Raw genomic sequence first — 1,019 nt, forward strand, 5'->3', positions numbered from 1 at the left:
GTCGGGCCCCCCCCCCCGGCCCCGGCGCCCCCGGGTTCTTTTCCCCCCCCCCCCCCCGCCCGGCGCCGCCCCCAACCCCGGGGGGTTTGGGGGGGCCCCGGCCGCGTTTCCAGGATCGGGTGTTCCGCCGCTCAGGCGCCGAGAATCGCGCCGATCTCGTCGGCGGCGGCGGTGCCGTAGGCGTCGGCGAGACGCTTGAGGGCGTCGGTGCGGTCGAAGTTCCACTCCTGCGTGCCGGTGGTCTCGAGGACGTGCACCGCGACCAGCGAGCCCAGCTGCGCGGCCCGTTCGATGCTCAGGCCGGAGCGGTGTCCGAGCAGGAAGCCGGCGCGGAAGGCGTCGCCCACACCGGTGGGGTCGACCTTTGCGCGCTCGGGCACCACACCGACCTGCACCTGGTTGCCGTCGCGGTCGACGATCGTCGCGCCGTCACCGCCGAGGGTGGTGATGCGCATGCCGACCTTCGTCTGCACCTCGTCCTCGGTGAGACCGGTCTTCTGCAGCAGCAGTCCCCACTCGTACTCGTTGGTGAACAGGTACTCGGCGCCGTCGATGAGCTGCTCGGCCTGCTGCCCGTCCAGGCGGGCGAGCTGCTGGGACGGGTCGGCGACGAACGGGACGCCGAGCCGGCGGCACTCCTCGGTGTGCCGGATCATCGCGTCGGGATCGTTGGCGCCGACGAGCACGAGGTCGACGCTGTGCTTGCTCACCACGTCGGCGATGGAGATCTCGCGGGCCTCGGACATCGCACCGGGGTAGAACGAGGCGATCTGCGCCATGTCCAGGTCGGTAGTGCACACGAAGCGGGCGGTGTGGGCGGTCTGCGAGATCCGCACCGACGAGCAGTCGACCCCGTGGTCCTCGAGCCAGGTGCGGTACTCGGTGAAGTCGGCGCCGCCCGCGCCGCCCCGCCCCCCCGGTGCGCCCCCGCCCCCCCAACCCCACGCGCGGTTTGCCCCCCCCCCCCCCCCCCCGCCCCCGCCGGGGGGGGCCGGCAGCGGCCGGGGCGGGGGTGGGTT

General features: G+C 74.3%; 1 protein-coding gene. It reads right to left on the reverse strand.

Annotated elements, in window-relative coordinates; genetic code table 11:
* Positions 1 to 131: 131 nt before the first annotated feature.
* Positions 132 to 1,019, reverse strand: an 888-nt coding sequence (locus tag A5767_RS16555; protein WP_231913208.1) for a carbohydrate kinase family protein, incomplete at its 5' end; no start/stop codon positions are given.

The sequence above is a fragment of the Rhodococcus sp. 852002-51564_SCH6189132-a genome, assembly GCF_001665495.1.
Taxonomy (GTDB): Bacteria; Actinomycetota; Actinomycetes; order Mycobacteriales; family Mycobacteriaceae; genus Rhodococcus; species Rhodococcus pyridinivorans.